A 26,244-nucleotide genomic window follows, 5' to 3' on the forward strand; every position below is an offset into this window, starting at 1 on the left:
GCGTGATTTTGCAGGAGACACAATCATGAGCCTCCCTCGCTGGGTAATGATCAACCGAGCCTCCGAACTCACCGGATATAGCGAAGACGCAATTCGCCACAAAGTTAAAAACGGTACGTGGGCACAAGGCCGAGTCTGGCGAAAAACCCCGGATGGCCGAATCGCAATCAACATGACGGAGTATGACAAGTGGGCCGAGAGCGCACCTCAGCAAGCGGCCTAGAAGCGGAGCTGGCAAAACACAAAGGGATTGAAATACACGGCGGAAGCATACGCGTCGTGTTCATGTGGCGGCGAATTCGCTGCCGCGAAACCCTTGGCCTGCCTGTGACCAAAGCCAACATCAAGCATGCCGCCCTACTCAGGGCGGCAATTCTTCACGAGATCAAGACGGGACATTTTGAATACGGCCGTCACTTCCCAAACTCTAAGAACGCGACCAATTACACCGCCGTCAAAGACGAGCGGATCGGGGCGTTGATGGAACGTTACAAACCGCTGAAGGCCGTCGACATAACTCCAATGACCGAGGAAAAATACGGCTACGCATTGGATATCTGTGCCAATCTGCTCGGCTCGGAACGCCTTGCGGGCATCCTGTTACCCGAAGATATTCAGCGACTGAGGACTCAACTGATAGCCACCCGGGCGCCGTCGACGGCGAACCATTACCTGGCTACTTTCGCCGGCTTCTTAGCGTGGTGTGAAGACAACAGATATTGCCGTGAGGGGTTAGCGGCGGCTTGCGTCCGTTTCGCGATGACCGGACGAGAGCCCGATCCGCTGACGAAGGCAGAGTTCGATCAGCTGATAAATAAGGGCTGTTTACACGTTCAGGATTCTGCTGCAATCACACTCGCCGTCTATACAGGACTTCGGCCTGGGGAATTATGCGGGCTGGCGGTGGAGGATATTGACCTCGAAACAGGGCAGCTTCACATAACCAGGGCGATCACTGCAGATGGCACATTCAAAGTACCCAAGACCGGAAAGCCTCGCACCGTGTTTTTAATGCCCCCAGCTCTCGACGCGTGTAAGGTCCTTATCGATCTCGTTGCTAACCATGAACCGCGGACGATCGAGATCTATATGAACAGGCATGAAAGTCGCGTTGAGTCAGTGACCCCGCTGCTGTCGCCCGCTACACAGGCACGTAAAAAAGTCATAAATGAATGGTTTGTTCCGACATCTTGGAACACAAAGTGGGCAGCCATACAAAAGCGCTCGGGCATTCGCGCACGCCGGCCATATCAGACGCGACATACCTACGCCTGCTGGTGCCTAACCGCTCGTGGCAACCTCGCTTTCATCGCAAAACAAATGGGCCACAAGGACTTCACCATGCTTGTCGAAGTCTATGCGAAATGGATGGATGACGCATCACCGCGCGAGCTAGAGCTTATTTGGGAAAACATCAGCCACCCACAAAAAACAGAAAGCTAGCGTTCTTCATCAGGGTTGCGAGGGTTCAAACCTCGCAAACGCTTTTCTTCCTCGATTAGTTGAGCATCTCTTGCCAAAACTTCCGCCATACGCTTCCTTCGGCGCACCTCTCTCGGATCATTTGGACTTCTTCCCATCAGCGTCGTCTGCAACGACTGCTGCAAATCGCTTAGCCGCTTTGATATTTCACGAAGGGCTTGTGGTGCGAGGGTAGCGTTATTTGTTTTTATGTCGGGCTCAGCATTAATAGCATCGTAGTCCAAGCCTTCCATATTCATAGGCGTCCAAATTTTGGACAAAGAGTTTTCGTCACTATAGAACCGGATAGAGACCGCGTCATCCAACGCCGCCTCTCTCACCTCTTCGATAACTTCCGACGATGTATTCTGCGCAAGGTAGGTGTTTGCCAGATCCAAAAACTGATGGTGACTGTATAGGAAAAAATCCTCACCAGCCTCCTCAGTAAACTCTTCAATTAATCTCGGCAGAGGGCCGATCGTCTTCCCCCCGTGCCTATGCCACCAGTCATCTTTCTGCTCACCAGTTACAAAAATAACAGGCCTATGCTCTTCTTTTGCTTTTTCGATGACCTGCTTCCAAATTATTAGATCACCGTATCGCTTACAAACCTCACTAAAAACTGTCGAACCTTTATGCTTATTGATATCCTCAAACCCAGGTGGAATCCTGTTTGCATATCGCTTCTCGCCTTCAGCTATAATACTCTTCAGTTTTTCTTCTGAATAACGCGCACCGATCTTGCCTTTAAGCATTTCAGCAAGCGTAGCTTTTACATCATCTACGGTTAAGCGCGAGTCATGAAAATCACGCTTGGCTTCAAGCTCACCAATTACCCTTTTCGACACATTCACAAACTCCTTGTGAAGCACCTCGGGTAAGAATGGATGCTTAGTGGCACTATCAAAGCTATCAAGTACGGCCGTTAGATCTTCAATAGCTGCCGAGTACAACCCTGCTTGTGCATGCGCAATTGAAGCCCGATTATCCAGCAACTCGTGGATTACCTGATAAGGGATCCACAAGCGATCCCCAAGAGATCCGATCACTTTATAAAGAGCGTCACGGGCATCATCGGACCTTTTGTATATAGATGTCAGAACGTTGGTATCAAAGACAAAAAAACAGTTCTTCCATAAATTTTCGCGACGCTCCGTGTCGTCTGCAAAATGGCTGGAAAAAATATCCTTCATGTCCATCTCCAAAATTCGTTCAGTGGCGTATTAGTATCATACAGTGCAACCCTCGACCATCTCGCCGCCCCCCAAGCGCAGCTAACTATCTACGTGATACCCTTTAAAGAGACTCCTGCCTTTTGGGTGAGCGTGACGAACGCGTCATTTCAATCGCCCCAAAAATGCCCCATATTTTTTGAAGCAGCGCCCTAACCTACTGATGAATAAGCAAATTTCAGATTTATCCTCCCACACCCCGATGATGCAGCAATACTGGCGTCTGAAGAATCAGCACCCGGATCAGCTGATGTTCTATCGCATGGGCGATTTCTACGAGATCTTCTATGAAGATGCGAAGAAGGCCGCCAAGTTGCTCGACATTACCCTGACCGCGCGCGGACAGTCGGCAGGACAGGCAATTCCGATGTGTGGGATTCCTTACCACGCAGCGGAAGGTTATCTGGCGAAACTGGTCAAACTCGGCGAGTCGGTGGTGATTTGCGAGCAGGTCGGCGATCCGGCCACCAGCAAAGGGCCGGTAGAGCGCCAGGTGGTACGAATCATCACGCCGGGCACGGTCAGTGACGAAGCCTTGCTCGATGAGCGCCGCGACAATCTGATTGCCGCCGTGTTGGGTGATGAGCGCCTGTTCGGTCTGGCGGTGCTCGACATCACCAGCGGCAACTTCACCGTGCTGGAAATCAAGGGTTGGGAAAACCTGCTGGCGGAACTGGAGCGGGTCAATCCGGTTGAGTTGCTGATCCCGGACGACTGGCCCAAAGACCTGCCGGCAGAGAAACGCCGTGGCGTGCGTCGTCGCGCACCGTGGGATTTTGAGCGTGATTCGGCGCTGAAAAGTCTCTGCCAGCAATTCTCCACTCAGGACCTGAAAGGTTTCGGTTGCGAGAACCTGACCCTAGCCATCGGCGCTGCCGGCTGCTTGTTGGCCTACGCCAAGGAAACCCAGCGCACCGCCCTACCTCATTTGCGCAGCCTGCGGCACGAGCGTCTCGATGATACCGTGGTGCTCGACGGCGCCAGCCGGCGCAATCTGGAACTCGACACCAATCTGGCCGGCGGCCGCGACAATACTTTGCAATCGGTAGTCGATCGCTGCCAGACAGCCATGGGCAGCCGCTTGCTGACCCGCTGGCTGAACCGGCCGTTGCGCGATCTCACCGTGTTGCTGGCACGCCAGACTTCGATCCGTTGCCTGCTCGATGGCTACCGTTTCGAAAAGCTGCAACCGCAGCTCAAGGAAATCGGCGACATCGAGCGGATTCTGGCGCGAATCGGTCTGCGCAATGCGCGGCCTCGCGACCTTGCGCGTCTGCGTGATGCACTTGGCGCGCTGCCCGAACTGCAAGTGGCGATGACTGATCTGGAAGCGCCGCATTTGCAGCATCTGGCGGCGACCACCAGTACCTATCCGGAGCTGGCCGCGCTGCTGGCAAAAGCCATTATCGACAACCCGCCCGCGGTAATCCGCGACGGTGGCGTGCTGAAAACCGGTTACGACAGTGAACTCGACGAACTCCAGTCGCTGAGCGAAAACGCCGGCCAGTTCCTGATCGACCTGGAAGCCCGGGAGAAGGCCCGCACGGGTCTGGCAAACCTCAAAGTCGGCTACAACCGCATTCACGGTTACTTCATCGAGTTGCCGAGCAAACAGGCTGAATCGGCGCCGGCGGACTACATTCGGCGTCAGACACTCAAAGGTGCCGAGCGCTTCATCACGCCCGAACTCAAAGAGTTCGAAGACAAGGCGCTGTCAGCCAAGAGCCGTGCGCTGGCTCGGGAAAAGATGCTTTATGAAGCGCTGCTGGAAGACTTGATCAGCCAGTTGCCGCCGTTGCAGGACACCGCCGCAGCCTTGGCCGAGCTGGACGTACTGAGCAACCTCGCCGAGCGTGCGCTGAATCTTGACCTGAACTGCCCGCGTTTCGTCAGCGAGCCGTGCATGCGCATTACCCAGGGCCGCCACCCGGTGGTCGAGCAAGTTCTGACCACGCCGTTCGTGGCCAACGACCTGAGCCTGGATGACAACACGCGCATGCTGGTGATCACCGGCCCGAACATGGGCGGTAAATCCACCTACATGCGCCAAACGGCATTGATCGTGCTGCTGGCACACATCGGCAGTTTCGTGCCGGCGGCGAGCTGCGAGCTGTCGCTGGTGGATCGCATCTTCACCCGGATCGGTTCCAGCGATGACCTGGCCGGTGGCCGCTCTACCTTCATGGTCGAAATGAGCGAAACCGCCAACATTCTGCACAACGCCACCGAACGCAGTCTGGTGCTGATGGACGAAGTAGGCCGCGGTACCAGCACCTTTGACGGCCTGTCCCTCGCATGGGCGGCCGCCGAGCGTTTGGCCCATTTACGCGCCTATACCCTGTTTGCCACGCATTATTTTGAACTGACCGTGCTGCCGGAAGCCGAACCGTTGGTAGCCAACGTGCATCTCAACGCCACCGAGCACAACGAGCGGATCGTGTTCCTGCACCACGTGTTGCCTGGGCCTGCCAGCCAGAGCTACGGCCTGGCGGTAGCGCAATTGGCCGGCGTGCCGAGCGAAGTGATCACGCGTGCCCGTGAGCATCTGAGTCGCCTTGAAGACACCGCCCTGCCCCACGAGGCGCCAAAACCTGCGTCCAAGGGCAAGCCGTCCACACCGCAGCAAAGCGACATGTTCGCTTCGCTACCTCATCCGGTGCTGGACGAACTGGCGAAAGTCGATCTTGACGATATGACGCCACGGCGTGCGCTTGAAATGCTCTACGCACTTAAGAACCGGATATAAGCACTGAAGAAGCGGATATAACGCAAATCGCTTCAAGCTGTTAGAATCTCGCGCGGTTTGGGATGCTGCTGGCTTATAGCCTGGTCAGCAGGTATCGCTCCCGAACCTGGCGACCCCAACCGTGAAGGGGCAACGCTGCCGCCGCCTGAGGAGAAAATTAGAAATGACCTTCGTCGTCACCGACAACTGCATCAAGTGCAAGTACACCGACTGCGTAGAAGTCTGTCCGGTGGACTGCTTTTACGAAGGCCCGAACTTCCTGGTGATTCACCCGGACGAGTGCATCGATTGCGCGCTGTGTGAGCCAGAATGCCCGGCTGTGGCGATCTTCTCGGAAGATGAAATTCCGGCGGGCATGGAAAACTTCATTGAGCTCAATGCCGAGCTGGCGGACATCTGGCCGAACATCACCGAACGCAAGGATCCTCTTCCGGATTCTGCTGATTGGGATGGCAAGCCGAACAAGATCGAACAACTCGAACGCTGATCTTTGCGCGCTCGACCGAAAAGGCCCTAGCGGGCCTTTTTGCTTTTACAGTTTCTACTTTTCTGCAGGCAAAAAAAGGGGCGGTATGACCCGCCCACATTTTTTCCCTATTCCCTGTAGTCCTTTTCATCGTCCTGATGAATCGCCTCCTGCGATGTCCGTTCCCCTCTTCCGTGAAGGGCGTGTCTGTCCGTCGACACATGGTTGATATTAGAGAGTTTCCGGCCGGGAGCAATTGGGGTTCGGCGTGAGTGCACACTGTCATAAGGACATAACAATAGAGGGAAACCTATTTTGATCAGTCACTTACAAAAGACCACCAGACGCGGTCGACTTCTACCGAAGTGTAAAAATAGCGAACACTTACGACACAGTAAGCAATGGCTTACAGCGCGAGACTACAAAATCAGAAAATGCAGACCGCTTGTCCGGTGGCCGGGTTTGTTATGCCGAAAACAAAAAGCCCCGAGTGATTAGATCAGCCGGGGCTTTTTGCGGACGGTCATTTGAGTGCTTATTGAAACAGCGACTCGCTCGACAAACCATTCTTCTCAAGAATTTCCCGCAGACGCTTGAGGCCTTCCACCTGGATCTGTCTCACCCGCTCGCGGGTCAGGCCGATCTCAAGCCCTACGTCTTCCAGGGTACTGCTCTCATGGCCACGCAAGCCGAAACGGCGAATAACCACTTCCCGTTGCTTGTCAGTGAGTTCCGACAGCCATTGATCGATGCTCTGCGACAGGTCGTCGTCCTGCAGGAGTTCGCATGGATCGGTTGGGCGATCGTCAGTGAGTGTGTCCAGCAGGGTTTTATCCGAATCCGGACCCAGCGAGACGTCGACCGAAGAAACCCGCTCGTTCAGGCCCAGCATGCGCTTGACCTCGCCCACTGGTTTTTCCAGCAGGTTGGCGATTTCTTCGGGGGAAGGTTCGTGATCGAGCTTTTGTGTCAGCTCACGTGCAGCCCGCAGGTACACATTGAGCTCCTTGACCACATGGATCGGCAACCGGATAGTCCGGGTCTGATTCATGATTGCGCGCTCGATGGTCTGACGGATCCACCAGGTCGCGTAGGTCGAGAAGCGGAAACCGCGCTCGGGATCGAATTTTTCCACCGCGCGGATCAGGCCGAGGTTGCCCTCTTCAATCAGATCCAGCAGCGACAGTCCCCGATTGACGTAACGCCGGGCGATTTTCACCACCAGCCGCAGGTTACTTTCAATCATGCGCTTGCGCCCGGCCGGATCGCCACTTTGCGACAAGCGCGCAAAATGAACTTCTTCTTCGGGAGAGAGCAGAGGGGAAAAGCCGATTTCGTTGAGATACAGCTGCGTGGCATCAAGTGCACGCGTGTAGTCGATGTACTTATGTTGTTTGAGCGAAGCAGATTGTCTGGATTTGGAACGAACGGAAGGTGGAGCAGCCCCTTCATCATTCGACATCGTGTCCGAATCGATGCCGGCCTCCATAAGGAGAACCTCATCGTCGATGTCAAACTCCGGCACTTCTTTACTGAGAGCCATTGTTATAGTCCTTTGGTGAGTTCGACCCCAAGCTCAAGCGACGCCTTTATCCTTGGCAACGCTGGAGCCTGTCCCCTCTACGCGACGGAACAGGCTGGCCTTCAAATCAACGTCTTGGCAGGAACTGCAGCGGATCCACAGGTTTACCTTGGCGGCGAATCTCAAAATGCAGTTTCACCCGGTCTGTACCCGTTGACCCCATTTCGGCAATTGTCTGTCCGACCTTGACCTGCTGCCCCTCCCGAACCAACAGCCTGCGGTTATGTCCGTAAGCACTGACGTAGGTTTCGCTGTGTTTGATGATGACCAATTCGCCGTAGCCCCTTAAGCCACTCCCGGCGTATACGACTGTCCCATCAGATGCAGCTAAAACAGGCTGTCCCAAATCTCCGGCGATATCAATTCCTTTATTCAAACTACCGTTTGAAGAGAATTTTCCAATCAGAACGCCATTAGATGGCCATCCCCAGCCGGTCGGGGCCGGACCTGCGGGCGGCAGTGGAGCAGGCGCAGTTTTGCTGGCGACGGACGGTACAACCCCTTTGGAACCGGTGGTTGTAGTGGTCGTCGTGCCATTTGCCTGGCGCCGGATTACCGTGGTTTTACTCGACGATGAAGGCGAAGAACTGGAGTTGCTCACCACCGCCGTTGGCGTTGAACCGGTGCGACCGTCGAAGCGAATTGTCTGACCCGGATGGATCGTATAGGGCGTAGGAATGTTGTTCCGGGCGGCGAGGGTTTTGTAATCCCAGCCGTAACGAAACGCGATCGAAAACAACGTATCGCCGGGGCGCACGACGTACTGTCCGGTTGTAACGGTCGGACGTTGCGCGACCGCGTTGTTGCGATCAACGACGCGCACATTACTCGATTTGGTGCTGGAGCAACCCACCAGCAAGGTGCTCAAGACAAGGCCAGTCACCAGGCGCTGAAAGCTCGTGTTACCCATACGCTGCGCAATGACTGTGAGACTCACCCGCCGCTCCCTTTGTGGTGGCTGAAAATTCTGAATGCCGCGTCGCGGCATGAAGTATCGCAAGTATAACGGGCCGAAACGGCTTTACCTTTAATGAAGCGAAATCACCGTGCGCACACGTTTGCAAGTCGACAGTACGCTGCGTTTAAACCCTTGCTGCCGGTGTAAGACCGGCGCTGTTGAAAGGAATTCAGCGCCTGTTTACAAATGCTCAGGCCAGTGGCCCGTTGAGCAAGGGCACGAAGCGCACAGCCCCTAAAACCTGTCGGGAAAAACCGTGTTCTTCGCGCACGATCAGCATCAGTTGTTGCACTTCACCGGAGCCGACCGGAATCACCATGCGCCCCCCAGGGGCCAACTGATCGAGCAAGGCTTGCGGTACATCGGTCGCCACGGCGGTAACGATGATGCCGTTGTAAGGCGCCAGTGCCGGCCAGCCTTCCCAGCCATCGCCCCAGCGAAACACCACGTTGCGCAGATTCAGCTCGACCAGACGCTCCTTGGCGCGATCCTGCAAAACCTTGATGCGCTCTACCGAGAACACCCGCTCGACCAGTTGCGACAACACCGCCGTCTGATAGCCGGAACCGGTACCGATCTCCAGCACTTTATCCAGCGGCCCCGCCTCCAGCAGCAGCTCACTCATGCGCGCCACCATAAAAGGTTGAGAGATGGTCTGGTTGTTGCCGATCGGCAGCGCGGTGTCTTCGTAAGCGCGGTGCGCCAGTGCCTCATCGACAAACAAGTGACGCGGCGTGCGCCGGATCACTTCAAGCACTTTGGCGTTCGACACGCCTTCTTCATATAAACGCTGGATCAATCGCTCGCGCGTACGCTGCGAGGTCATGCCAATGCCGCTGCGCAGACGGTCGTCATGTTCGCGCCCCATCAGCTGAGTCCTCCCAGCCAGCCATCGAGACTTCTGAAGGCATCATTGAAGGTGCGATCGAGCTGCAACGGCGTAATGGAAACATAACCCTGCATCACCGCATGAAAATCGGTGCCCGGGCCGCCGTCTTCAGCGTCGCCGGCAGCGGCAATCCAGTAACCGGCCTTGCCGCGCGGATCGACCACTTTCATCGGTGCCGCCGCCCGGGCGCGATGGCCGAGACGAGTCAACTGAATCCCGCGGATGTGATCGATCGGCAGATTGGGAATGTTCACGTTGAGCACCGTGCGCGGCGGCAGGTCGAGCCCGGCATGAGCCTCGACCAGTTTGCGCGCGAAGTAGGCCGCCGTCGGCAGGTTATCCACCTGGCGCGAGACCAGTGAGAAGGCGAACGATGGACGTTGAAGAAATCGTCCTTCAAGCGCTGCCGCCACAGTCCCGGAATACAGCACGTCGTCGCCCAGGTTGGCGCCCAGATTGATGCCGGAAACCACCATGTCCGCCTCGCGCTCAAGCAGGCCGTTGAGGCCCAGATGCACGCAGTCGGTTGGGGTGCCGTTGAGGCTGATAAAGCCGTTGGCCAGATATTGCGGATGCAGAGGACGGTCGAGCGTCAGCGAACTGCTGGCGCCGCTTTTGTCCTGTTCCGGGGCGATAACCACGCACTCGGTGTAATCCGCCAGCGCAGCATAAAGCGCGGCAAGACCGGGTGCGGTTACCCCATCGTCGTTAGAAATCAGAATACGCATGGGCTGTCCGTCTGCCCCACCGGCACCAGATCAACGAGCTCGCGCACCAATACGGTGGCGAAGCATCCGGCCGGGAGGACGAATTCCAGTTGCAGAATGTCAGGTTCGGGATAATGCCACGTCAACCCGCCAATGGGCAGCCGCAGGATGCGACGTTCATGGCTCATGCCGGCGTGAATCAACCAGTCGCGCAGATCCGCTTCGCGGGCCGCGATCCCCTGCTCCAGAGCATGGACAGCGCCCGAGGCCGGCGAGTCACCCTCGCCCCACTGCGGGCCGGTCGGGTGCAGGTCGAGAATCGCCAGGCGCGGGTCGCTGCATTCGGCTTCACCGGCCGGAAAGAAACTACGGCTGTCGGTGAACGCCAGCAAGTCGCCGACCAGCGCGGTTTGCCAAGTGCCATCAGCGACGCGCGCCGCCAACACCTGATTGAACAGAAAGCTGCGCGCCGTCGACAACAGTCGCGAGCGCACATTGCGCTGTTCCGGCAAGGCCTTGCGTGCCGCCCATGCCCGCGCATCGACGACGTTACCGCCATCATGGCCAAAGCGCTGGGCGCCGAAATAGTTGGGAATCCCTTGTTTGGCGATCAGTTGCAGGCGCTGTTCAAGTGCGGTCTTGTCGCCAGCGAACTGAGTGAGTCGCAGCGTAAAGCCATTGGCCGAGTGCGCGCCGCGTTGCAGCTTGCGTTTATGACGGGTGGTCTTGAGGATCTTCAGCGTATCGTTTTCCGCTGCCGACAGATCCGGATCGGCCTTGCCTGGCAGTTGCACGCTGAACCACTGGCGGGTCAGCGCCTGGCGATCCTTGAGACCGGCGTAGCTGACGGTGCGCAACGGCACGCCGGCCGCCCTGGCAATTCGCCGCGCGGCTTCTTCGGTGTTCAGACCACGTTTCTCCACCCAGATCCACAGGTGCTCGCCGTCACCGCTGAACGGGATATCCAGCACTTCATCGACCTGGAAATCTTCCGCTATGGCTTTCAACACCGCCGTGCCGAGAGGCTCGCCATAGGCACGTGGACCCAGCAATTGCAGTTCATTCATGCGCGCAGCAACAAGGCAACGGAATGCACGGCGATCCCCTCTTCGCGACCGATAAAACCAAGCTTTTCGGTGGTGGTAGCTTTCACGTTCACTTGGTCCAACTCAACTTGAAGATCCGCAGCAATCAGCGCACGCATCGATTCGATATGGGGTGCCATTTTCGGCGCCTGGGCAACGATGGTGTTGTCAACGTTGCCGACTTTCCAGCCTTTGGCGTGAATCAGCCCGACCACATGACGCAGCAGCGCGCGGCTGTCAGCGCCCTTGAATTGCGGGTCGGTGTCCGGGAAATGTTTGCCGATATCGCCCAGCGCAGCGGCGCCAAGCAAGGCATCGCTCAAGGCGTGCAGCAGGACGTCACCGTCGGAATGAGCGAGCAGCCCGAAGCCGTGTGCAATGCGCACTCCGCCCAGAGTAATGAAATCGCCTTCAGCGAAACGGTGCACATCGTAGCCGTGGCCAATACGCATAAAAAAACGCCCCGATTTTTGTCAGGGCGTGATTCTACCTGCATTAGCCTCGAAGGGCGCGTGCGTGATGCTGCAAGTGGTCGTCTATGAAGCTTGAGATGAAGAAATAGCTGTGGTCGTAGCCCGGTTGCAGACGCAGCGTCAGCGGATGACCCGCTTGTTTTGCAGCTTGTTGCAGGGCTTCGGGTTTGAGTTGGGTGGCGAGGAAGTCGTCGCGATCTCCCTGATCGACCAGTAACGGCAATTTTTCGGTGGCCTCGGCGATCAGCGCACAGGCGTCCCACTCCTTCCACTTCGAACGGTCTTCGCCCAGGTAATGAGTGAAAGCTTTCTGGCCCCAAGGACAATCAACTGGATGGGTAATTGGCGAAAACGCTGACACCGACTGGTAACGCCCGGGATTGCGCAACGCACAGACCAGTGCGCCGTGACCGCCCATGGAATGGCCGCTGATGCTGCGCTTGTCCGACGCCGGGAAATGCGCTTCAACCAGTGAAGGCAATTCCTGCACGACATAGTCATGCATCCGGTAGTGACGCGCCCACGGTTGCTGCGTGGCGTTCACGTAGAACCCGGCGCCAAGACCGAAATCCCAGGCCTTGTCCGCATCATCCGGGACATCCGGGCCACGCGGGCTGGTGTCCGGCGCAACGATGATCAAACCCAGCTCGGCGGCCATACGCATCGCACCGGCCTTTTGCATGAAGTTCTCATCGGTGCAGGTCAGGCCCGACAACCAGTACAACACAGGAAGCTTGCCGCCCTGCTCCGCCTGCGGCGGCAGGTACACGGCAAAGACCATGTCGCAATCAAGCACCTCGGAGCGATGGCGATAGCGCTTGTGCCAACCACCGAAACTCTTCTGACAGGAAATGTTTTCCAGGTTCATAGCACTTCAGCCCCAAGCTGCGAGCTTCAAGCTGCAAGAGGGCGTTGCGCCTGCCTGCAGCTTATGGCTTGTAGCTTGTCGCTGCTCCTTAGAAATGAATGACGGTACGGATGCTCTTGCCTTCGTGCATCAGGTCGAATGCCTTGTTGATATCTTCCAGGCCCATGGTGTGGGTGATGAAGGTATCCAGCGGGATTTCTCCGCTCTGCGCCATGTCGACGTAGCTCGGCAATTCAGTGCGACCACGCACGCCACCGAACGCCGAACCGCGCCAGACGCGACCGGTGACCAACTGGAATGGGCGGGTGGCGATCTCCTGACCGGCGCCGGCCACGCCGATGATTACGGACTCCCCCCAGCCTTTATGGCAGCACTCGAGGGCGGCGCGCATCAGTTGCACATTGCCGATGCACTCGAAGGAAAAGTCGACACCACCATCGGTCATGTCAACGATCACTTCCTGGATCGGGCGATCGAAATCTTTCGGGTTCACGCAGTCGGTTGCACCCAGTTGCCTGGCGATCTCGAACTTGGCCGGGTTGATGTCGATGGCGATGATCCGCGCCGCCTTGGCTTTCACCGCGCCTATCACGGCCGACAAACCGATGCCGCCCAGACCGAAGATGGCCACGGTGTCACCCGGTTGCACCTTGGCCGTGTTGAGCACCGCACCGATGCCGGTGGTGACGCCACAACCCAGAAGGCAGACCTTTTCCAGCGGCGCATCCTTGGAGATTTTGGCCACGGAAATTTCCGGAAGCACGGTGTACTCCGAAAACGTCGAGGTGCCCATGTAGTGGAAAATCGTTTCGCCCTTGTAGGAAAAGCGCGAAGTGCCATCCGGCATCAAGCCTTTGCCCTGGGTCGCGCGAATCGCCTGACACAGGTTGGTCTTGCCCGACTTGCAGAATTTGCACTGGCCGCATTCCGGGGTGTACAGCGGAATGACCTGATCGCCAACGGCAACCGAGGTCACGCCTTCGCCGATGGCTTCAACGATGGCGCCGCCTTCGTGACCAAGGATCGAAGGAAAGATGCCTTCCGGATCAGCGCCGGACAGGGTGTAGGCGTCCGTGTGGCAAACCCCGGAAGCCACCACGCGCAGCAACACTTCGCCGGCCTTGGGCATGGCGACATCGACTTCTACGATTTCCAGCGGCTTCTTGGCCTCGAAGGCAACGGCGGCGCGCGACTTGATCATGCTGACTCTCCAGTGAATCCAATGAATATAAAACAGACAAACAGTGTAGTTCAGGCCGCCCTGAGGAATAATCCGGTCGAAAGCAAAACATTATTGCCGTATAGGGATAATCAAGATGTCGGAAAACCGCTGGGAAGGCATCGACGAGTTCGTCGCCGTTGCTGAGTGCAGCCAGTTCACCGCCGCCGCTGAGCGCCTTGGGGTTTCTTCTTCGCACATCAGTCGACAAATCGTACGACTGGAAGAACGTTTGCAAACGCGTCTGCTCTATCGCAGCACCCGCCGGGTCACGCTGACCGAAGCCGGGCAGACTTTTCTGCAACATTGCCAACGTCTGCAGGATGGCCGTGAAGAAGCCTTGCGTGCGGTAGGCGATCTGACCAGCGAACCGAAAGGCATGCTGCGCATGACCTGCGCCGTGGCGTATGGCGAGCGGTTTATCGTGCCGTTGGTGACGCGTTTCATGGGGCTTTATCCGCAACTGCGCGTTGATATCGAGCTGAGCAATCGTCAGCTGGATCTGGTGCATGAGGGTCTGGATCTTGCGATCCGGCTGGGACGTTTACAGGATTCGAGATTGGTCGCGACGCGCCTCGCCCCACGGCGAATGTACCTGTGCGCGTCGCCGTCCTACCTGGAACGGTACGGGCGCCCACACAGCTTGTCGGAATTGAGTCGGCACAATTGCCTGATTGGCAGCTCGGATATCTGGCAGCTGGAGCAAAACGGGCGGGAGTTTTCCCAGCGGGTGCAGGGCAACTGGCGCTGTAATAGCGGGCAAGCGGTATTGGATGCGGCGTTGCAGGGTGTCGGTTTGTGTCAGTTACCAGACTATTACGTGCTGGGGCATTTGCACAGCGGCGCGCTGATTTCTTTGCTGGAGACGCATCAGCCGCCGAATACGGCGGTGTGGGCGTTATATCCGCAGCAGCGGCATTTGTCGCCGAAGGTGCGCAAGTTGGTGGATTTCTTGAAGGAGGGGTTGGCCGAGCGGCCGGAGTATCGAGTTTAAGATCAAAAGATCGCAGCCTTCGGCAGCTCCTACATTGGAATACGAACTCCCGGTAAGAGCTGCCGAAGGCTGCGATCTTTTAGCGACGATTTGCCCAGCGCTGGCGCAACCATTCCAGATCTTCCGGTCGGGTCACCTTGAGGTTGTCCGCACGCCCCTCGATCAAACGCGGCGCCAGACCCGCCCACTCCATGGCGGAAGCTTCGTCAGTGATCACGGCATCGGCAACGAGGCTGTCCGCCAGAGCCCGATGCAATGCACCGAGACGGAACATCTGCGGCGTGTACGCTTGCCAGATCACGCTGCGGTCTACGGTTTCAACCACACGACCTTTTTTGTCGACGCGTTTCAGCGTGTCGCGCGCCGGCACCGCGAGCAGCCCGCCGACCGGGTCATCCGCCAACTCGGCAAGTAGTTTGTCGAGATCATCACGGCTCAAATTCGGCCGTGCCGCATCATGCACCAGCACCCAATCCTCGTCGCCCGCACCTTGCGCATGCAAGTGCAGCAACGCATTGAGCACCGAGCCGGAGCGCTCGGCGCCACCTTCAACCCGCTGAATGCGCGGATCGCTGACGCAAGCCAGGTTCGGCCAATAAGGATCGTCAACAGCAAGACTGACCACCAGCCCCTTGAGGCTCGGGTGATCGAGGAAACAGCCGAGGCTGTGTTCAAGAATTGCGCGCCCACCCAGTTGCAGGTATTGCTTGGGACGGTCCGCGGCCATTCGGGCACCGACGCCCGCGGCAGGAATCACGGCCCAGAAGGCCGGCAGGGAATCGATCATTGGGCCAACTGGTAAAGGGTTTCGCCGTCCTTGACCATGCCCAGCTCGTGGCGAGCCCGCTCTTCAACGGTTTCCATGCCTTTTTTCAACTCGCTGACTTCAGCGTCCATCACCCGGTTGCGCTCCAGCAGGCCTTCGTTCTCGGCGTGCTGATCGGCGATCTGCTGTTTCAGCTCGGCGACCTGCGCCAGACTGCCATTGCCCACCCACAGGCGGTACTGCAGACCGGCCAGCAGCAAGAGCAAAACAAGAAACAACCAGTAAGGACTGCGCATCGAATATCAGGTATCCAGTGAAAAAAGACAGCCACGCCTAATGTTGCAGCATCTGATAGCACGAAGCCTGGAAAGGTCCAGGCTTGTGCTTAAGGCATCAGATTAGTGGCAAATCCATCGCTGTCACGACTTTTCCGACACAATCCGGTGTCCTTTGATCAGGTTTCGCTTAACCGCGAAACTCGGCGCGACCGTTGTATTTGGCCTTGCCGTTCAACTGCTCTTCGATACGCAGCAGTTGGTTGTACTTGGAAACGCGATCGGAACGGCACAGCGAACCGGTCTTGATCTGGCCAGCCGAAGTGCCCACGGCCAGGTCGGCAATGGTCGAATCTTCGGTTTCGCCGGAGCGGTGCGAGATCACGGCGGTGTAACCGGCTGCCTTGGCCATCTGGATGGCTTCCAGGGTTTCGGTCAGGGTGCCGATCTGGTTGAACTTGATCAGGATCGAGTTGGCGATCTTCTTGTCGATGCCTTCTTTCAGGATCTTGGTGTTGGTCACGAACAGGTCGTCGCCCACCAGCTGGGTCTTCTCGCCGATTTTGTCGGTGAGGATTTTCCAGCCAGCCCAGTCGGATTCGTCCAGGCCGTCTTCGATGGAGATGATTGGGTAGCGTTCGGTCAGGCCTTTGAGGTAATCGGCGAAACCTTCAGCAGTGAACACCTGGCCTTCGCCGGACAGGTTGTACTTGCCGTCTTCGTAGAACTCGCTTGCAGCGCAATCGAGTGCCAGGGTCACGTCGGTGCCCAGCTTGTAACCGGCATTGGCCACGGCTTCGGAGATCACTTTCAAAGCGTCTTCGTTGGAAGCCAGGTTCGGGGCGAAACCGCCTTCGTCGCCAACGGCGGTGCTCAGGCCACGGGCCTTCAGCACAGCTTTGAGGTGATGAAAAATCTCGGTGCCCATGCGCAGACCTTCCGAGAAAGACTTGGCGCCAACCGGCTGCACCATGAATTCCTGGATGTCGACGTTGTTATCGGCGTGCTCGCCACCGTTGATGATGTTCATCATCGGCACCGGCATCGAGTACACGCCCGGAGTACCGTTCAGGTTGGCGATGTGTGCGTACAGCGGCAGGTCCTGGTCCTGTGCGGCAGCCTTGGCCGCAGCCAGGGACACGGCGAGGATGGCGTTGGCGCCCAGGGTTGCCTTGTTTTCGGTACCGTCGAGCTTGATCATCGCGTGATCCAGGGCTTTCTGGTCGCTTGGGTCGGTGCCCAGCAGCAGATCGCGGATCGGACCGTTGATGTTGGCTACCGCTTTGAGCACGCCCTTGCCCAGGTAACGGCTCTTGTCGCCATCACGCAGCTCAAGCGCTTCACGCGAGCCAGTGGATGCACCGGACGGCGCGCAGGCGCTGCCGATGATGCCGTTGTCGAGAAGCACGTCCGCTTCCACGGTGGGATTGCCACGGGAGTCGAGAACTTCACGACCTTTGATGTCGACGATTTTTGCCATTGTTGTAAACACTCCAAAGTTGACGAAAACGACGCAGCTAGAGGAAATCTTTATTGTCGGCAAGCGAAGTACAGCGGGCAGACTTGCAGACGACAACGCTCACGCCCGAGGGCATGAGCGACAAATCGTGCGGTACTTTACCGGAGAATTGAGGTTTACGCGGTTTCTACCGTCGGAAAACTCTTCACCAGTTCGTCCAGGGCTTTGAGCTGGGCCAGGAATGGCTCCAGTTTGTCCAGACGCAAGGCGCAAGGGCCGTCGCATTTGGCGTTGTCCGGGTCCGGATGCGCTTCGAGGAACAGACCCGCCAGCGACTGGCTCATGCCAGCCTTGGCCAGATCGGTCACCTGGGCGCGACGGCCGCCGGCGGAGTCGGAGCGACCGCCAGGCATTTGCAGCGAATGGGTGACGTCGAAGAAAACCGGGTACTCGAACTGCTTCATGATGCCGAAGCCGAGCATGTCGACCACGAGGTTGTTATAGCCGAAGCTCGAACCGCGCTCGCAGAGGATCAGTTGGTCGTTACCCGCTTCCACGCACTTGTTCAGGATGTGTTTCATTTCCTGAGGCGCGAGGAACTGGGCTTTCTTGATGTTGATCACCGCGTTGGTCTTCGCCATCGCGACGACCAGATCGGTCTGGCGCGACAGGAAGGCCGGCAGTTGAATGATGTCGCAGACTTCAGCGACGACCGCGGCCTGATCCGGCTCGTGGACGTCGGTGATGATCGGCACGCCGAAAGCCTGTTTGATGTCCTGGAAGATGCGCATGCCCTCTTCCAGGCCAGGGCCGCGATACGAGGTCACAGAAGAACGGTTGGCCTTGTCGAAACTGGCCTTGAACACGTAAGGGATACCGAGTTTCTCGGTGACCTTTACGTACTCTTCACAAACCTGCATGGCCATATCGCGGCTTTCCAGCACGTTCATGCCGCCGAACAGCACCATGGGTTTGTCGTTGGCAATCTCGATGTCGCCGACGCGGATAATCTTCTGTGCCATCGGGTTACGCCTTCTTCTGGTGTTGAGCCAACGCGGCTTTGACAAAACCGCTGAACAGCGGATGGCCGTCGCGTGGTGTCGAGGTGAACTCAGGGTGGAACTGGCAGGCGACGAACCATGGATGATCCGGCGCTTCAACCACTTCGACCAACGCCGCATCAGCGGAGCGACCGGAAATCTTCAGGCCGGCTTCGATGATTTGTGGCAGCAAGTTGTTGTTCACTTCGTAACGGTGACGGTGACGCTCGACGATCACGTCCTTGCCGTAGCAATCGTGCACCTTGGAGCCGGCTTCAAGCAGGCATTCCTGAGCGCCGAGGCGCATGGTGCCGCCCAGGTCGGACGCTTCGGTACGGATTTCAACAGCGCCGGTGGCGTCTTCCCACTCGGTGATCAGACCCACGACCGGATGGCCGCTGGCACGATCGAACTCGGTGGAGTTGGCGTCTTTCCAGCCCAGCACATTACGGGCGAACTCGATGACAGCCACTTGCATGCCCAGGCAGATGCCCAGGTAGGGAACCTTGTTTTCGCGGGCGTACTGAACGGCAGTGATCTTGCCTTCCACGCCACGCAGACCGAAGCCGCCCGGTACCAGAATCGCGTCGACACCTTCGAGCAGCGCAGTGCCCTGGTTTTCGATGTCTTCGGAATCGATATAGCGCAGGTTGACCTTGGTGCGGTTGCTGATGCCGGCGTGACTCATCGCTTCGATCAGCGACTTGTAGGCGTCCAGCAGTTCCATGTACTTGCCGACCATGGCGATGGTGACTTCGTGTTCCGGGTTCAGCTTGGCATCAACCACCGCTTCCCACTCGGACAGATCGGCGCTGCCGCATTGCAGGCCAAAACGCTCGACGACGAAATCATCCAGACCCTGCGAATGCAGGATGCCAGGGATCTTGTAGATGGTATCGGCGTCTTCCAGCGCGATCACCGCACGTTCTTCAACGTTGGTGAATTGCGCAATCTTGCGACGCGACGAGATGTCGATCGGGTGATCGGAGCGGCACACCAGCACGTCTGGTTGCAGGCCGATCGAACGCAGTTCCTTGACGGAGTGCTGGGTCGGTTTGGTCTTGGTCTCGCCGGCGGTGGCAATGTACGGCACCAGCGTCAGGTGCATCAGCATCGCGCGCTTGGCGCCGACTTCGAAACGCAACTGACGGATGGCTTCGAGGAACGGTTGCGACTCGATGTCGCCCACGGTGCCACCGATTTCGACCATCGCGACGTCGGCGTCGCCGGCACCCTTGATGATGCGGCGCTTGATTTCGTCGGTGATGTGCGGGATCACCTGGATGGTTGCACCCAGGTAATCACCACGGCGCTCTTTGCGCAGCACGTGCTCGTAGACGCGGCCCGTGGTGAAGTTGTTGTTCTGGGTCATGGTCGTGCGGATGAACCGCTCGTAGTGACCCAGGTCCAGGTCGGTCTCGGCGCCGTCGTGGGTGACGAACACTTCACCGTGCTGGAACGGGCTCATGGTGCCTGGATCGACGTTGATGTACGGATCCAGCTTCAGCATGGTGACCTTAAGCCCCCGCGCCTCCAGGATAGCCGCCAATGAAGCCGAGGCAATGCCTTTCCCCAATGAAGAAACAACACCGCCCGTGACGAATATGTAGCGCGTCATGAAAAACCCTAGAAGTCTGCGTTAAAGCGGAACGAGCCGCCGGGGAAAGCGAAGGAAGGCCGAAGCCCCCGATCACCTGCATTAATCACAGTGCACCTTTCGAAAAAACCGCCGCGTTGGGACAGACCGGCAGATGAAACACCGGTACGTTGCTCGCTACACATTTTTTGGAATCGCCCAGCAAAGACTGCTTGGTAATCGGCAACTCCTGCAATTCAGGCGAATCCACAGAAGTTGTATCAAGAAGGGAGCGTAGTCTACCGGAATGCTCCTTTCAGCTCAAACCTTGATCTTCGTCTGTTGGCTGCCATTGCAATGTCCAGCCTTCATGCACTTGACCATCAAGACCCGGCAGATTCGCCACGGCGAGCAATTCGTCGCCGCGAAACAGCAGCGGCAATCTGCCACGCACAAAACCCGGCACCGCACGTTCGTTGAGCAGACGCTTGAGGTCACGGCTGCCGCGCTCGGCCAGGTGCATGACCTCACCGCCCTGTCGATAGGCAATGCGCAACGGCCCGGAGGGATTCTGCCCGAGAAACATGACGCGTCCATTATCAGCCAAGCGCAGTGCTGACATTGGGGCCTGCCAGTCGGCACCGTTGCCTGGCGCACGCAACCAGTTGCCACTCAGCCACCACACACGACCAGCGCTGCGGTGCAACTCGCCATCGGCCAGACGCCAGACTGGTGAGGCGTCGGCGGTGGCATCGCGCAAAGTGTTCCAGCCCGACCAATGGTCCGCATCAGGCAATCGGGTCAACGGTTCGAGCCAGCAACCAAGGGCATTTCGCTGGCGTGCGGCAGACAGGACCGCCAACGGCGCCAGCTCCAGCGATGGCACGCCCAGCCAGGCGAGGTTATGAGAGGTTTGGGCCTGCGCCAGATCGATCTGCGCCAACTCATTGAGCAGTCCCTGGGCTTCACGCAGATGCGCGGCACTGCGCGCCATGCTCGCCTGCGCTTGTGGCCAGCGGTTTCCCAGCAACGGCATGACCTGATGGCGCAAATAGTTTCGGGAGAATTGGTGATCCTGATTGGACGGGTCTTCGATCCAGCGCAACTGATGAGCCTGAGCGTAACCTTCCAGTTCGGCCCGGCTGACATCCAGTAACGGACGGATCAGCGTGCCCTGCCCCAGTGGCCGTTGCGACGGCATCCCGCCAAGCCCACGAACACCCGCCCCCCGCAACAGCCGAAACAACAGCGTTTCCGCCTGATCGTCGCGATGGTGACCGGTGAGCAGCACATCGTTGGCCTGCGTCAGAGCACTGAACGCAGCGTAACGGGCATCCCGCGCCGCCCTCTCCAGGCTCGCCTCCGGTTGCACGGTCACCCGCTCTACCTGCAGCGCAATGCCCAAAGCGTGGCAGACAGACTGACAATGTTCCGGCCACGCATCAGCCGCAGCTTGAAGGCCATGGTGAATATGGATAGCGCTTAGCGGCGGAAGGGATTCGGTTTTTGCCTGCGTGACAAGAAGATGCAGAAGAACGGTGGAATCAAGACCACCCGAGAAGGCGATGCGCCAGTGCGTGGCGTGGCGCCAGGGCTCAAGGTTCAGCAATAAGCGGGAAGGCAAATCAATCGGGGACTGGCCCATTTCTGCACCTTCGCCTAAACCCCTGTGGGAGCGAGCCTGCTCGCGAAAGCGGTTTAACATTCAACAGATTCGTCGACTGTCATACCGCTTTCGCGAGCAGGCTCGCTCCAACAGGGATAATACGCGCCTGATTAGAGACCGTAGCTCATCAAACGATCGTAACGGCGCTTCAACAGCGCTTCGTTATCGAATTTTTTCAGCATCGCCAGTTGCGAGCTCAGCTCGGCACGGATCGATGCAGCGGCCGCGGCAGGATCACGGTGCGCCCCGCCCAGTGGCTCGCTGATCACCTTGTCGACAATGCCCAGGCCTTTCAGGCGCTCGGCGGTGATGCCCATCGCTTCAGCGGCATCGGGTGCTTTCTCGGCGGTTTTCCACAGGATCGAAGCGCAACCTTCCGGCGAGATCACCGCGTAGGTCGAATATTGCAGCATGTTCAGCTGATCGCAGACGCCGATGGCCAGTGCGCCGCCGGAACCACCTTCACCGATCACGGTGGCGATGATCGGGGTTTTGAGGCGCGACATCACGCGCAGGTTCCAGGCGATTGCCTCGCTCTGGTTGCGCTCTTCAGCGTCGATGCCCGGGTAGGCGCCCGGGGTGTCGATGAAGGTCAGGATCGGCATCTTGAAGCGCTCGGCCATTTCCATCAGGCGGCAGGCCTTGCGGTAGCCTTCCGGACGCGGCATGCCGAAGTTACGGCGCACCTTCTCGCGCACTTCGCGGCCCTTCTGGTGGCCGATGATCATCACCGGCTGATCTTCCAGACGGGCGATGCCGCCAACGATCGCCGCGTCGTCGGAGAAGTGACGGTCGCCGTGCAGTTCGTCGAACTCGGTGAAGATGTGCTCGATGTAATCCAGGGTGTACGGGCGTTTCGGGTGACGTGCCAGACGTGCGATCTGCCAGCTGGTCAGCTTGCCGAAGATGTCTTCGGTCAGCGTCTTGCTCTTGTCCTGCAGGCGGGAGATCTCATCGCCGATATTCAGCGAATTGTCATTACCGACCAAGCGCAACTCTTCGATCTTGGCTTGCAGGTCGGCGATCGGCTGTTCGAAATCTAGAAAATTCGGGTTCATAGGCGTCCGTCTTGGGTCGTGTCCCAAATGAGCTTGGGCCGGCCGGTTGTCTATTCGCGCCCTACCTTAAGGGAGAGGCGCGCTGAGGTCGAGATTAAAAATTCAGGTTGCGGGCAAGCGCAATGATGGCACTTGCCGGTCAACGGTATTGGAGGAAGACGTTGTCTCGCCCGAACTGGTCACGCAGGGCTTGAATCAAGGCATCCGCCGGGTCGATGCGCCAGGTCTCGCCGAACTGCAGCAAGGTCTTCGCTTCGGGACTGGTGTACTCCATGGTCACCGGGCACGCGCCGCGATGACGCTTGAGCAGTTCGCCCAACCAGCGTAGCTGATCGCCTTTCAGATCCTGGGTGTGCAACTTCAAGCGCAGGCTTTCAGCCAGATTCGTGCGTGCATCTTCCATGCTCATCACCCGCTTGACCCGCAGGCGCAGGCCGCCAGAGAAGTCGTCATTACTGACTTCGCCTTCGACCACCACCATCGCGTCGGTCTGCAACAGTGACTGCGCGGAGTGAAACGCATCGGCAAACAGCGACGCCTCGATTCGCCCTGAGCGGTCATCGAGGGTGATGAAGCCCATCTTGTCGCCCTTTTTGTTCTTCATCACCCGCAGGGCAATAATCATCCCGGCCACGGTCTGCGTGTCGCGCGCCGGTTTCAGGTCGATGATGCGCTGACGGGCGAAACGGCGAATCTCGCCCTCGTACTCGTCAATAGGGTGACCGGTCAGGTACAGGCCCAAGGTGTCTTTTTCACCCTTGAGGCGTTCCTTGAGGGTCAGCTCCTTTGCCTTGCGATGGCTGGCGTAAACGTCGGCATCTTCCTCGACGAACAAGCCGCCAAACAGGTCGGCGTGGCCGCTGTCGTGGGTGCGTGCAGTCTGTTCAGCGGCCTTGATCGCCTCCTCCATCGCCGCCAGCAGCACGGCGCGGTTTCGGTCGATGTTGGCTTGATAAGCTTTTTGTTCGTCATGGAAGTACGGACCCAGACGATCCAGCGCGCCGCTGCGGATCAGACCGTCGAGGGTGCGCTTGTTGATACGCTTGAGGTCGACGCGTGCGCAGAAATCGAACAGATCCGCGAACGGACCGGCCTGACGCGCTTCGGTGATCGCTTCCACCGGGCCTTCGCCGACCCCCTTGATCGCACCGAGACCGTAGACGATGCGGCCATCGTCGTTCACCGTGAACTTGAACTCCGAAGTGTTCACGTCCGGCGCGTCGAGACGCAGCTTCATCGTGCGCACTTCCTCGATCAAGGTCACGACCTTGTCGGTGTTGTGCATATCCGCAGAGAGCACCGCCGCCATGAACGGCGCCGGGTAGTGAGCCTTCAGCCAAGCGGTCTGATAAGACACCAGACCGTAGGCGGCGGAGTGGGATTTGTTGAAGCCATAACCGGCGAATTTTTCCACCAGGTCGAAAATGTTACCCGCAAGGTCGGCATCAATGCCGTTGGTCGCGCAACCTTCAATAAAGCCGCCGCGCTGCTTGGCCATCTCCTCGGGTTTTTTCTTACCCATCGCTCGACGCAGCATGTCCGCGCCGCCGAGTGTGTAGCCGGCCATGACCTGGGCAATCTGCATCACCTGTTCCTGATACAGGATGATGCCGTAAGTCGGAGCGAGCACAGGCTTGAGGCCTTCGTACTGGTAATCCGAATGCGGATACGCCAGCTCGGCGCGCCCGTGTTTACGGTTGATGAAGTCGTCCACCATACCGGACTGCAGCGGGCCCGGACGGAACAGTGCCACCAGTGCGATCAAGTCTTCCAGGCAGTCGGGCTTGAGCTTTTTGATGAGCTCTTTCATGCCTCGGGATTCAAGCTGGAACACCGCAGTGGTTTCGGCTTTTTGCAGCAGCGAGTAAGTCGGCTTGTCGTCGAGCGGGATAAACGCGATATCCAGCGGCGGCTCGTTGACCTTGGCGCGATCACGGTTAATCGTTTTCAGCGCCCAGTCGATGATCGTCAGGGTGCGCAGACCGAGGAAGTCGAACTTCACCAGGCCCGCCGCCTCGACGTCGTCCTTGTCGAACTGGGTCACCAGACCGTCACCGGCCTCGTCGCAATAGATCGGCGAAAAGTCGGTCAGCTTGGTCGGCGCGATAACCACGCCACCGGCGTGTTTACCGACGTTACGCACGACGCCTTCGAGCTTGCGCGCCATCTCCCAGATTTCCGCGGCCTCTTCATCGACCTTGATGAAGTCGCGCAGGATCTCTTCCTGCTCGTAGGCTTTCTCCAGGGTCATGCCGACTTCGAACGGAATCATCTTCGACAGGCGATCCGCCAGGCCATAGGACTTGCCCTGCACCCGCGCCACGTCGCGCACCACAGCCTTGGCGGCCATGGAACCGAACGTGATGATCTGGCTTACCGCGTTGCGGCCGTACTTCTCGGCCACGTAGTCGATTACCCGGTCACGGCCGTCCATGCAGAAGTCGACGTCGAAGTCGGGCATCGAAACCCGTTCCGGGTTAAGAAAACGTTCGAACAGCAGATCGTATTCCAGCGGATCGAGGTCGGTGATCTTCTGTACGTAAGCCACCAGCGAACCAGCACCCGACCCACGGCCAGGACCTACCGGCACGCCGTTATTCTTGGCCCACTGGATGAAGTCCATCACGATCAGGAAGTAACCGGGAAAGCCCATCTGGATGATGATATCCAGCTCGAAATTCAACCGGTCGACATAGACCTGACGCTTGGCCTCGTAATCTTCGGTGGTGTCCTTGGGCAGCAGCACCGCCAGGCGTTCTTCGAGCCCTTCGAAGGAGACCTTGCGGAAATATTCGTCGATGGTCATGCCATCGGGAATCGGGAAATTGGGCAAGAAGTGCGTGCCCAGTTTCACGTCGATGTTGCAGCGCTTGGCGATCTCGACAGTGTTTTCGATCGCGTCGGGAATGTCGCTGAACAGCTCGATCATTTCCTCGGCGCTTTTCAGGTACTGCTGATCGCTGTAGTTCTTCGAACGCCGCGGATCGTCGAGGGCGCGGCCCTCACCGATGCATACGCGGGTTTCGTGAGCGGCGAAGTCTTCCTGCTTGATGAATCGCACATCGTTGGTCGCGACCAGAGGCGCTCCGAGCTTGTCGGCCAGGGCTACGGCGCCGTGCAATTGCTCTTCATCGTTCGGGCGGTTGGTGCGCTGGATCTCCAGGTAGAAACGATCCGGGAACACGGCCATCCATTCGCGCGCCAGGGCTTCGGCTTCCGCCGGATTGCCGCCGATCATGGCCATGCCGATCTCGCCTTCTTTGGCGGCGGACAGCATGATCAAGCCTTCGCTGGCCTCGGCCACCCATTCGCGCTCGACGATCACCATGCCGTTGCGCTGACCTTCGATGAAGCCGCGAGAGATCAATTCGGTGAGGTTGCGATAACCCTGAGCGTTCATCACCAGTAGGCTGATGCGGCTCAGCGGCGCGTCCGGGTCCTTGTTCGCCAGCCACAGGTCAGCGCCGCAGATCGGCTTGATGCCAGCACCCATGGCATTTTTATAGAACTTGACCAGGGAACACATGTTGTTCTGATCGGTGACCGCTACCGCCGGCATGTTCAGCGCGGTCAGGGCCTTGACCAGTGGCTTGATCCGCACCAGCCCGTCGACCAGGGAGTATTCAGTGTGCAGGCGTAGATGAACGAATGAAGCCGGCATAGTGATCCTGTCCAGTTACATAGAGACAACGAGGCCCGGATTGTACCGGGCCTCGAATAAAAC

The 26,244-nt window shown here is 58.2% G+C and carries 22 protein-coding genes; 5 read left to right on the plus strand and 17 right to left on the minus strand.

Annotation, left to right across the window (positions count from 1 at the left end; all coding sequences use genetic code 11):
* Window positions 1-46: 46 nt before the first annotated feature.
* Window positions 47-223 (plus strand): excisionase family protein, encoded by a 177-nt coding sequence (xisR, locus tag HU727_RS26240; RefSeq protein ID WP_496197703.1) that lies wholly within the window; start codon window positions 47-49, stop codon window positions 221-223.
* Complete coding sequence (locus tag HU727_RS15625; protein WP_186533136.1) at window positions 190-1,443, plus strand: site-specific integrase; 1,254 nt, start codon at window positions 190-192, stop codon at window positions 1,441-1,443. Before xisR ends, HU727_RS15625 begins: the two co-directional genes overlap by 34 nt.
* Here HU727_RS15625 and HU727_RS15630 read toward each other — a convergent pair.
* Window positions 1,440-2,654 carry a PIN domain-containing protein gene (locus tag HU727_RS15630; protein ID WP_186533137.1) on the minus strand — a complete coding sequence of 405 codons (1,215 nt, stop codon included), beginning with the start codon at window positions 2,652-2,654 and terminating at the stop codon, window positions 1,440-1,442. The genes HU727_RS15625 and HU727_RS15630 overlap by 4 nt on opposite strands.
* Window positions 2,655-2,868: 214 nt before the next feature.
* Between HU727_RS15630 and mutS the strand changes: the two genes are divergently transcribed.
* Together mutS and fdxA are read left to right on the plus strand one after the other, a co-directional pair.
* Complete coding sequence (mutS, locus tag HU727_RS15635) at window positions 2,869-5,439, plus strand: DNA mismatch repair protein MutS (RefSeq protein ID WP_186533225.1); 2,571 nt, start codon at window positions 2,869-2,871, stop codon at window positions 5,437-5,439.
* Window positions 5,440-5,602: 163 nt separating this feature from the next.
* Window positions 5,603-5,926: a ferredoxin FdxA gene (fdxA, locus tag HU727_RS15640; protein WP_186533138.1), complete on the plus strand. Its 324-nt coding sequence runs from the start codon at window positions 5,603-5,605 to the stop codon at window positions 5,924-5,926.
* Window positions 5,927-6,440: 514 nt separating this feature from the next.
* On the opposite strand, the gene rpoS is transcribed toward fdxA, so the two are convergent.
* From rpoS to HU727_RS15680, 8 genes are all read right to left on the minus strand, one after another.
* Window positions 6,441-7,448, minus strand: coding sequence for an RNA polymerase sigma factor RpoS (gene rpoS, locus HU727_RS15645; RefSeq protein ID WP_186533139.1), 1,008 nt, complete (start codon window positions 7,446-7,448; stop codon window positions 6,441-6,443).
* 106 nt (window positions 7,449-7,554) lie between these two features.
* Entirely contained in the window at window positions 7,555-8,424 is an 870-nt protein-coding gene (locus HU727_RS15650) for a peptidoglycan DD-metalloendopeptidase family protein (protein ID WP_186533140.1), read from the minus strand.
* A gap of 211 nt (window positions 8,425-8,635) precedes the next feature.
* A complete protein-coding gene (locus tag HU727_RS15655; protein WP_186533226.1) occupies window positions 8,636-9,271 on the minus strand; it encodes a protein-L-isoaspartate(D-aspartate) O-methyltransferase in 636 nt (211 codons plus the stop codon).
* Between the two features lie 41 nt (window positions 9,272-9,312).
* Window positions 9,313-10,062, minus strand: a complete 750-nt coding sequence (surE, locus tag HU727_RS15660; protein WP_186533141.1) for a 5'/3'-nucleotidase SurE — start codon at window positions 10,060-10,062, stop codon at window positions 9,313-9,315.
* Window positions 10,050-11,108, minus strand: coding sequence for a tRNA pseudouridine(13) synthase TruD (gene truD, locus HU727_RS15665; protein ID WP_186533142.1), 1,059 nt, complete (start codon window positions 11,106-11,108; stop codon window positions 10,050-10,052). Before truD ends, surE begins: the two co-directional genes overlap by 13 nt.
* The gene (ispF, locus tag HU727_RS15670) at window positions 11,105-11,578 is read right to left on the minus strand and encodes a 2-C-methyl-D-erythritol 2,4-cyclodiphosphate synthase (protein ID WP_186533143.1); all 474 of its coding nucleotides are present in this window, start codon (window positions 11,576-11,578) and stop codon (window positions 11,105-11,107) included. Before ispF ends, truD begins: the two co-directional genes overlap by 4 nt.
* 43 nt (window positions 11,579-11,621) lie before the next feature.
* Window positions 11,622-12,467 carry an S-formylglutathione hydrolase gene (gene fghA, locus HU727_RS15675; RefSeq protein ID WP_186533144.1) on the minus strand — a complete coding sequence of 282 codons (846 nt, stop codon included), beginning with the start codon at window positions 12,465-12,467 and terminating at the stop codon, window positions 11,622-11,624.
* A gap of 88 nt (window positions 12,468-12,555) precedes the next feature.
* A complete protein-coding gene (locus HU727_RS15680; RefSeq protein WP_186533145.1) occupies window positions 12,556-13,668 on the minus strand; it encodes an S-(hydroxymethyl)glutathione dehydrogenase/class III alcohol dehydrogenase in 1,113 nt (370 codons plus the stop codon).
* A 115-nt stretch (window positions 13,669-13,783) separates the two neighbouring features.
* Between HU727_RS15680 and HU727_RS15685 the strand changes: the two genes are divergently transcribed.
* Window positions 13,784-14,680, plus strand: coding sequence for a LysR family transcriptional regulator (locus HU727_RS15685; protein ID WP_186533146.1), 897 nt, complete (start codon window positions 13,784-13,786; stop codon window positions 14,678-14,680).
* Window positions 14,681-14,759: 79 nt separating this feature from the next.
* Here the strand turns inward: HU727_RS15685 and ispD are convergent, their stop codons facing one another.
* The 8 genes from ispD to dnaE form a co-directional block, all read right to left on the minus strand.
* Window positions 14,760-15,467, minus strand: a complete 708-nt coding sequence (gene ispD, locus HU727_RS15690; protein WP_186533147.1) for a 2-C-methyl-D-erythritol 4-phosphate cytidylyltransferase — start codon at window positions 15,465-15,467, stop codon at window positions 14,760-14,762.
* A complete protein-coding gene (gene ftsB, locus HU727_RS15695) occupies window positions 15,464-15,742 on the minus strand; it encodes a cell division protein FtsB (RefSeq protein WP_007964293.1) in 279 nt (92 codons plus the stop codon). Before ftsB ends, ispD begins: the two co-directional genes overlap by 4 nt.
* A 169-nt stretch (window positions 15,743-15,911) precedes the next feature.
* Window positions 15,912-17,201, minus strand: coding sequence for a phosphopyruvate hydratase (gene eno / locus HU727_RS15700; protein WP_016771461.1), 1,290 nt, complete (start codon window positions 17,199-17,201; stop codon window positions 15,912-15,914).
* Window positions 17,202-17,356: 155 nt separating this feature from the next.
* Entirely contained in the window at window positions 17,357-18,202 is an 846-nt protein-coding gene (gene kdsA / locus HU727_RS15705; protein ID WP_007954807.1) for a 3-deoxy-8-phosphooctulonate synthase, read from the minus strand.
* Window positions 18,203-18,206: 4 nt separating this feature from the next.
* Window positions 18,207-19,838, minus strand: coding sequence for a CTP synthase (gene pyrG / locus HU727_RS15710; protein WP_186533148.1), 1,632 nt, complete (start codon window positions 19,836-19,838; stop codon window positions 18,207-18,209).
* 274 nt (window positions 19,839-20,112) lie between these two features.
* Window positions 20,113-21,441, minus strand: a complete 1,329-nt coding sequence (tilS, locus tag HU727_RS15715; protein WP_186533149.1) for a tRNA lysidine(34) synthetase TilS — start codon at window positions 21,439-21,441, stop codon at window positions 20,113-20,115.
* A gap of 131 nt (window positions 21,442-21,572) precedes the next feature.
* Entirely contained in the window at window positions 21,573-22,520 is a 948-nt protein-coding gene (locus HU727_RS15720; protein ID WP_108225216.1) for an acetyl-CoA carboxylase carboxyltransferase subunit alpha, read from the minus strand.
* 139 nt (window positions 22,521-22,659) lie between these two features.
* Window positions 22,660-26,181: a DNA polymerase III subunit alpha gene (gene dnaE, locus HU727_RS15725; RefSeq protein WP_186533150.1), complete on the minus strand. Its 3,522-nt coding sequence runs from the start codon at window positions 26,179-26,181 to the stop codon at window positions 22,660-22,662.
* Between the last annotated feature and the right edge of the window lie 63 nt (window positions 26,182-26,244).

Origin of the sequence: Pseudomonas khorasanensis, from assembly GCF_014268505.2 — a bacterium.
GTDB classification, from domain to species: Bacteria; Pseudomonadota; Gammaproteobacteria; order Pseudomonadales; family Pseudomonadaceae; genus Aquipseudomonas; species Aquipseudomonas khorasanensis.

Bases quoted from the DNA above. Each gene is read 5' to 3' on its own strand.
- xisR (WP_496197703.1), top strand. From the start codon at position 47: ATGATCAACCGAGCCTCCGAACTCACCGGATATAGCGAAGACGCAATT.
- HU727_RS15630 (WP_186533137.1), bottom strand. From the start codon at position 2,654: ATGAAGGATATTTTTTCCAGCCATTTTGCAGACGACACGGAGCGTCGC.
- fdxA (WP_186533138.1), top strand. From the start codon at position 5,603: ATGACCTTCGTCGTCACCGACAACTGCATCAAGTGCAAGTACACCGAC.
- rpoS (WP_186533139.1), bottom strand. From the start codon at position 7,448: ATGGCTCTCAGTAAAGAAGTGCCGGAGTTTGACATCGACGATGAGGTT.
- HU727_RS15655 (WP_186533226.1), bottom strand. From the start codon at position 9,271: ATGACCTCGCAGCGTACGCGCGAGCGATTGATCCAGCGTTTATATGAA.
- surE (WP_186533141.1), bottom strand. From the start codon at position 10,062: ATGCGTATTCTGATTTCTAACGACGATGGGGTAACCGCACCCGGTCTT.
- truD (WP_186533142.1), bottom strand. From the start codon at position 11,108: ATGAATGAACTGCAATTGCTGGGTCCACGTGCCTATGGCGAGCCTCTC.
- ispF (WP_186533143.1), bottom strand. From the start codon at position 11,578: ATGCGTATTGGCCACGGCTACGATGTGCACCGTTTCGCTGAAGGCGAT.
- fghA (WP_186533144.1), bottom strand. From the start codon at position 12,467: ATGAACCTGGAAAACATTTCCTGTCAGAAGAGTTTCGGTGGTTGGCAC.
- HU727_RS15680 (WP_186533145.1), bottom strand. From the start codon at position 13,668: ATGATCAAGTCGCGCGCCGCCGTTGCCTTCGAGGCCAAGAAGCCGCTG.
- HU727_RS15685 (WP_186533146.1), top strand. From the start codon at position 13,784: ATGTCGGAAAACCGCTGGGAAGGCATCGACGAGTTCGTCGCCGTTGCT.
- ispD (WP_186533147.1), bottom strand. From the start codon at position 15,467: ATGATCGATTCCCTGCCGGCCTTCTGGGCCGTGATTCCTGCCGCGGGC.
- ftsB (WP_007964293.1), bottom strand. From the start codon at position 15,742: ATGCGCAGTCCTTACTGGTTGTTTCTTGTTTTGCTCTTGCTGCTGGCC.
- eno (WP_016771461.1), bottom strand. From the start codon at position 17,201: ATGGCAAAAATCGTCGACATCAAAGGTCGTGAAGTTCTCGACTCCCGT.
- kdsA (WP_007954807.1), bottom strand. From the start codon at position 18,202: ATGGCACAGAAGATTATCCGCGTCGGCGACATCGAGATTGCCAACGAC.
- pyrG (WP_186533148.1), bottom strand. From the start codon at position 19,838: ATGACGCGCTACATATTCGTCACGGGCGGTGTTGTTTCTTCATTGGGG.
- tilS (WP_186533149.1), bottom strand. From the start codon at position 21,441: ATGGGCCAGTCCCCGATTGATTTGCCTTCCCGCTTATTGCTGAACCTT.
- HU727_RS15720 (WP_108225216.1), bottom strand. From the start codon at position 22,520: ATGAACCCGAATTTTCTAGATTTCGAACAGCCGATCGCCGACCTGCAA.
- dnaE (WP_186533150.1), bottom strand. From the start codon at position 26,181: ATGCCGGCTTCATTCGTTCATCTACGCCTGCACACTGAATACTCCCTG.